A 7,222-nucleotide genomic window follows, 5' to 3' on the forward strand; every position below is an offset into this window, starting at 1 on the left:
ATAATACCAACCAAAATATACGTTGTAGCCTATCATATCTGTTGTGTCATTAAGCTTACTTTTAAATTTAACAGTGTATAGATTAGCTGCACTAACTAGTCTTTGACTATCAAGACTCTTGACTAATTCCTTGGATTTTATTAATTCTTCATACATATATGGAGCATCTCTAAACATACCAATTTCATTTTGGATACCCCAGCAGTAAATACTAGGATGATGAATATTTTGTAGGATTAATTCCTTTAGTTGCTCCCTAGCATTATCAAGTAATTCTTCATCCTGTGTCATTTTAAGCATAGGAATTTCAGCCCATATTAAGTATCCCTTCTTATCAGCACATTCATATGTAAAGCTACTATGCTGATAATGGGACAATCTAATAGAATTAGCTCCTATCTCATCAATTAAGGAAAAATCATTTAAAATGTCATCATTTACAACTGCGCTATATTTTTCTCCCACATCCTGATGCTTTGAAACTCCGTTAATTCTAATGTGCTCATTATTTAAAAATAAGCCATTATTAGAATCAATCTCTACATGTCTAAAGCCGGTTTTTGTGATTTTTTCATCAACTAATTCATCACCTGAATAAAGTCTAGTAATTACAGTGTATAAATATGGATTTTTCTTACCATTCCACAATATATGATTCTTTATTTGTGCCTGAATGTGTTCTCTTATCTCACAGACGTAGCTATAAATAATTGTTCCATCTGCTGCCTTTATAATTGTCTCTAGTCTATCTTCCTGCTTTGTCTTGGTGTGCAGTTCAATATCCACTAGACCATAATCCTCATTAAGACTCGTTCTAACAATCACCCCATCTGTTCCATAATAACAAGGATCAAAATATGAGTCATGCTCTGTATAAAGAATATTAACGCCTCTATATAGTCCGCCAAAAATCGTAAAATCTCCAACTAAGGGAGAGATTGTTTTGTCAAGTGCATTGGTTACATAAATGCTTACTTCTAGCTCTTTTTTACCCTTATAAATTCCCTCTGGAATCTGGCATCTAAAGGCACTATATCCACCTTTATGCTCTGTTAACAAAACATTATCCACATAAACATAAGCATGTTGGTCTGCTGCCTCAACGTCAATAAATACATTTTTCCAATTGTCATTTATTAACAATTTTTTTGAATATTTTGCCATACCCCTATAGTAATTGTCATTGCTATACCATGTATGAGGTAAGTTCACAATTTCAGATTTTTCAAGGCTTGAATCCATTGACATACTATTAACTTTTGTAAACTCCCAACCATTATTAAATGATAATTTATTCATTTAACTTCCTCATTTCATAAATTGTTTCTTTAACTTCCTTCATCTTCTCAGGTGTAAGCTCGTAGAATTTCATTGCTATAATGTTAAAAATTGCACCAATAAGCTCTAATCCATAATTAAAAATAAGAGCAATTGCAAGTAAGCTTGTGCTATAGCTTGTATTAAGGTCTGGGAATGCATGCTTAAAGCCAATTATTGCAAATCCAATACCTACAAAAGTTGGGCCAAAAGATGAAATTAACTTATCCATAAATGAAAATAATGTTGCAATCATACCAGCCTTATATTTTCCTGAACGAGCAGCTTCATAATCGTTAACATCTGCAATCATAGGATTAACTATTGAACTTGTAATCATTTGGAATCCGCCACCAATTACAGTTACAATAAATAAGCATATTGTAAATGCACTAAAGCCGTTAAACGCCTGACCATAACCATTAACATAACCTGGTAAACAAAGTGTCTTAGGGTCCATAAAAATCCAAATTAAAATAGCAACTGTGTCAAGAAAAATCACTCCCCAAGAACCAATTTGCATAGCCTTCTTTAAACCAAGCTTAGTACCAATGGCTCCGATTCCAAATGTCATCATTACAAGCCCAACAATAGTTGTGTATAGTGTCCAACCGCCTGAAAGCTTATAGTTGGCAACTACTATTCCATAAAGGACAAGTGTAATTGCACTTGTCTTACAAGTATTAGAAAACTGATCTGTAGCTCTTGCTACGATCATCATTTGTAGCGGTCTATTGTGCTTTAGAATATCTAGATAATCTCTAAATTTTACCTTTGAAGACTTATTGGTCTTAATTACAGAGAACTCTGGAATATCCTTTGGCATAATACAAATATAAGAAATCACAATACCGATTGTTGCTATAATTGCCACAATTCCCCAATATTCATGGAAAAATAAAGCACTTCTAATTGAGCCATACTTAACAGCTAATGCAGCAGTAACCATCTGCATTACAGCTCTCATAACTCTAACAAAAATTGTACCTGTGATTGATAAAATGTTTCTTTGTGCAGGATCATTTGTTAAGCAAACATATCCCACGTGATTTGATACATTTAAAAATGTATATCCAATATAATAAATCGCTGTAAAAAATATAAAAAATACAGGTCTAATAGGACCAGCTGGCAATCTATCTGTAACATTAAACATTAGAAAACTATTTAATAACAAAAGAGAGCCACCCATAATTAAACAAAGTCTAGTTTTTCCAATGTACTTATTTCCCTTAAACTTATCAACAAAAAAACCTACAATTGGATCAGTTATACCATCCCAAAGACGTGTTATTGTTGAAAAGCTAGAAGCCAAAATAACAGCCATACCTACATAGCCATTAAGATAGAAGGACATAATCATTGTTAATCCCATATAAAGATTACCTGCCATATTAGCACCTGAGAATCCTATTATTCTCCAAAGAGGAGCAAAATGTATTCCTCCTTCCTTCATGTATTTTTGGCTTTTGCCCAAGTTATTAGTTTCCATAAAAACCTCCCAATTCAATGAATTTTTATGGTAATAAGATAACATTTATTGTAAAATAGCTATAGAACAAAGTTATTCATATTAGCATAATATTCTTATTTTTATTTCACATTATAATATATAAAGGATTATACTATGAAAAACGAACTTACTGACAACAATTTACAACTTATAAGAGAACTCTATAATATCGGATTTTATAGGATTAACACCAAAGAAGAAGCCGCAAAATTTGGCAAAAAAAATATGATACATAGAGTGCAATTAATTTTTAGCGCTGATGCTATCATGACTATGAAAGACAACATGGATGCCAATACAATCTATGTATTAACTGATGTTTTTAACATTTCAATGCTTGTTTTTCTTCTTGATGATGAACTATATATTTTAGGGCCTTTCACACCACTTCTTCATACAAAGCAAGACGCATTAAGAGTGTTAGAACAAAATAACATAAAGGATCTAAATGTGAATATTTATCTACGTTACAGAAATCTATTTCCAACGATTTCAGAAGATATGGCAGTCCATATAGCTACATCTTTCCTTAAAACTAATGATCCCGAATACTCAGGTCGTAGAATTAAAAAACCTAGCTTTTTTGAAGATGAAAGCCAGTTCTTATTTTTTGAAGAAGATAGAGAGAACTTTGTTAATCTTCTACAACTTCGATATGACAATGAAAAAAGCTTCTTTAACTGCGTAACTAAGGGAGATAGTGAGGCTGCCCTTAACTACTTATCTAAGATGCAGCAGGATGTAAGCTATATAAAAAGAATTGGTTCCACATTAGAAAACGAAAGAATAGGCTGCGCAATTACTAGAACAACCCTAAGAATTGCAGCCCTTAAAGCTGGTTTACCAGTATATGTTATAGATAAGATTTCATCTAAAAATACTAAACTTACAATTAAAGAAACAGATATTGAAAAAATTCTTGATCACAAGAAAGAAATGGTAAAGGATTTCTGCGAAGCTATTATGCAGCTTAATACTAACAAACATAGCGCTGTTATTAATAACGCTATTTACTATCTTGAAAACTACTACCAGGATGATATTACACTTGATTTATTAACAGCTACGATGTCTATTTCAAAGAGCTATCTTCTAACTCTATTTAAAAAGGAATTAAACACAACTCCTGGAAAATATCTAAGAAAAGTAAGAGTTACAAAAGCCTGTCAACTTCTAGAAAGCAGTCAAAAAAGCATTCAGCAAATCAGCGAATCTGTTGGTATAGCTGATAGTAACTATTTTGTTAAGCTCTTTAAAAAAGAAATGGACATGACACCAAGTCAATATCGTAAAAAACATAATTCTACTGTAGGCTAAAATTAAATGTTCCAAGGAATTTTTTAGCACGCTCACTTTGTGGACTGTTAAAGAATTCCTTAACATTACTGCTTATATAGCAAATGGCTATGCCGTTTTGGGGCACAGCCATTTGTATGATTACTGTTGTTTTTCTGTTTTAGTCATTTACTTTTTTCTTCTTTGAAAGCCCCAAAAATCCAAGTCCGCCAAGAGATGCTAGAAGAAGCAGATACCATACTTTGATATCATTTGGATCCCCGGTCTTTGGTGTAGTAGACTGTGTGTTGTTGCTACTATCACTTGATGAAGTCAAATCTTTGTAAACTAGGGCATATGTTGAAAACTTATCTGTTTCAAATGTGAATACATGGGTATTTTCATCATAAGTACCTGTGATATCTGTAGCCACGCCATCATGCACACGGATGATTTCAAAGGTTCTGCCACTCTTCCTCAAGCTTTCAGGAATAACTATACTTGCTTGTACTTTACCATTGGTCTCAGTAACTTTTGTTGCATCGTTACTTCCGACTTTCTTAAACAGATTAATATCAAAATAAAGTCCAACTGTATAATCACCAGAATTATCCTGAATTAAGGTCTTATCTGTCTGTTGTACAGAAGCACTCATATCCTGAATATCCAGCCATACATTTACACCCTGAGCCACTTCTTCATCTGTAAGGGCTAAAAGGGTTGTCAAGTTATCGTTGTTTTCAATCTTTGCTCCAAAAGGATTGCTTTCTGATGTTACTGCAGCTGTATCTGTAATATCATTTACAACACCTGCTGTGGTAGCAACATCCGCATATGGAACCTTTGTACTAGTGTCCGTACTATCTAATGAACCTCCGGAAGAATTATCATTCTGATTAGTTATAGGAGTGCCTTTTTTCTTTATAATTGTATAATTTGAGAATTTATCTGATGAAAATGTAAGTCTTCCCGTATCAGAATTATATATAGCATCTAATTCCTCAAGAGTTCCATTGTGGTTTCTTACAATACTGTAAGTTTCCCCTTCAGATAGATTGTTTGGTACACTTAAGGAAAATGAAGCTGCACTGGAAAGATCTGTCATATTGTTAGTCCAATAATTAGCTGAATTTGAAAAATAATCTCCGCTACCACCTTTACTAATAACATTGGTCATAGTGATATCGACAGTTTCAACTGCACTTACAAAATCATTGCCATCATCACCCATGGCTGTCAAAATGTTAGCATCGGCAGGATTGCTTTTTCCTCCTGTTACGCCGATTGCCACATTACCAGTGGTGAGAGCTGCATCTGTTCCGCTTACGCTAAGCCCTGACACACTACTGCTTCCACTGACATTTACCTGAGGATTAGTTTTGCTAAAAGCACCTGCAAGGTGGAAGTTACCATTCATTGTCACAGTAAAAGTACTTTGTTCCTTTTGTGCTACAAGTGTCTGACCATTCAAACTGGCACTTGAAAGCTGATAGCCGGCTTTCGGTACAAAACGTAACGTTACCACGTCTCCGCGCTTACACTGTATATAGCCTCCATTATTTGTATCGTAATAAAGATTAACCGGATTGCCGTCTCTTGTAGCACTAACAAATTCAACAGTTCCTGTACTTGCATCAATGTAAGCATCAGACCAAGCACCAGTTCTTTCTGCTGGATCGTAGGTCCAAAGAATCGTCACATCATCACTTTGTTCTCCTTTGGTAATGGAAATATTATAGGCTCCGTCTTTCTTAGAAACCTCCAGTGATGCTATTCCTGTCTCCTCATCTATTGTACAAGATTTTGTGTCTATTTTGGCGCTTGCAATTTTGAAACCACCAAAATATGGAATAATACTAATAGTGTATTTGTCAGCCTTTTCTATAGTTACTGTACCTGTTCTGCCTTGAAATCTTTGAGTTTCTCTTCCGTTTGTTACCGAAACCTCTTCTATAAAATCAATATTATCACCTAATAGATTAAAATTGAGCGTAATCCTTTCCTGTGAACCGCCTCCTTGACCAGATTCTCCAGAACCTTGACCAGAGTTTTCACCACCTTGACCAGAATTTTCACCACCTGGATTGTTTGGTATAATTTTAATATTTATGGCTAAAGTATCCGTGTCATTTATATCCAGTGGCAATGAGCCCGTTATTCCACCAATATCATCAATTGGGGTACCGTTAATAGAAATACTACTACTATTAAAATCTACCAAGTTGCCAGGGCCAGCTGTTTGAACGTTAATTTTAACCGACTTGGCACCACTTGGAATATTTCCACTATCGCTCCCTGTACGTTCTCCTTTTTCAGGGTAAATAGTAACTAGCTGAGTTCCAAGTTTGGTACCATTTCCACCGCCATCATTGAAAAAGCTGATTTCCAAATTGAGGTTATTTGAATTAATTGCTAAATCTGCTTCGAGTGTAGCACTATAAGTTCCAGTTCCGCTTCCGGTTCCAGTTCCGCTTTCGCCTTCGCCTTCTGCATACGCCGTTAAACTGGTTACCGGCATTAATCCAAGCACCAACACAAGACTAAGCATGATGCTAAATAGTCGTTTCATCTTAATCTTCATAAGTTCTTATCTCCTTTACATCTTTATTTACAGCTGTTATGGTCGCTGAATCACCTTTAAAACACAAAAAGCCGCCGAACTTAACAGGGCATATCTGCCCCATCAAATCCGACGGTTATCCATCATCATCATATTCTGTTTTATCCCAAAAAAGGCCGCAACTAACCCCTGCTCTGCTCTGCTCTGCTCTGCTCTGCTCTGCTCTGCTCTGCTCTGCTCTGCTCTGCAAGATTGTAACACTGTTTGCATAGCCGTCAACCCCCTTCGTTATATAAACAAAGTTTATATCGGCTGTTTTCAGTAATTCTTTATAGTGTAACATATTAACCACATAAAAGTCTGTTGAGATTCACAAAAGACTACAAGCCTGCTCCTCCTTAAGAAGACTTCTTAAGTCGTCAAATGTATCTTTCATAGGTGCAACTCTTCCATACTTAACATCTTCATCAGCTTCTGCAAGAATCTCCAAAAGTTCAATCCTTGCTTTCATTCTTTTATACTCTTCATATGCGAGAGTAACCGTATCTCCTCGTCCA

General features: G+C 35.0%; 5 protein-coding genes and 1 pseudogene. 1 reads left to right on the plus strand and 5 read right to left on the minus strand.

The annotated features are described in order from the left end of the window. A partial coding sequence (locus QVA17_RS11855; protein ID WP_287389147.1) for a glycoside hydrolase family 2 protein occupies positions 1–1,299 on the minus strand: 1,299 nt, incomplete at its 3' end. Then, entirely contained in the window at positions 1,292–2,809 is a 1,518-nt protein-coding gene (locus QVA17_RS11860; RefSeq protein ID WP_287389149.1) for an MFS transporter, read from the minus strand. The genes QVA17_RS11860 and QVA17_RS11855, both read right to left, overlap by 8 nt. 135 nt (positions 2,810–2,944) lie before the next feature. Here QVA17_RS11860 and QVA17_RS11865 point away from each other — a divergent pair, with 135 nt between their 5' ends. After that, positions 2,945–4,147 (plus strand): helix-turn-helix transcriptional regulator, encoded by a 1,203-nt coding sequence (locus tag QVA17_RS11865; RefSeq protein WP_287389150.1) that lies wholly within the window; start codon positions 2,945–2,947, stop codon positions 4,145–4,147. 139 nt (positions 4,148–4,286) lie between these two features. Here the strand turns inward: QVA17_RS11865 and QVA17_RS11870 are convergent, their stop codons facing one another. From QVA17_RS11870 to QVA17_RS11880, 3 genes and pseudogenes are all read right to left on the minus strand, one after another. Beyond that, positions 4,287–6,686: a hypothetical protein gene (locus tag QVA17_RS11870; protein ID WP_287389152.1), complete on the minus strand. Its 2,400-nt coding sequence runs from the start codon at positions 6,684–6,686 to the stop codon at positions 4,287–4,289. A 115-nt stretch (positions 6,687–6,801) separates the two neighbouring features. Next, positions 6,802–7,008, minus strand: coding sequence for a hypothetical protein (locus tag QVA17_RS11875; protein ID WP_287389153.1), 207 nt, complete (start codon positions 7,006–7,008; stop codon positions 6,802–6,804). A gap of 27 nt (positions 7,009–7,035) precedes the next feature. After that, positions 7,036–7,222: pseudogene (locus QVA17_RS11880) on the minus strand (type II toxin-antitoxin system Phd/YefM family antitoxin); the annotation flags it as partial.

It is taken from the genome of Lachnospira sp. (genome assembly GCF_016290755.1).
In the GTDB taxonomy this organism is placed as follows: Bacteria; Bacillota; Clostridia; order Lachnospirales; family Lachnospiraceae; genus Lachnospira; species Lachnospira multipara.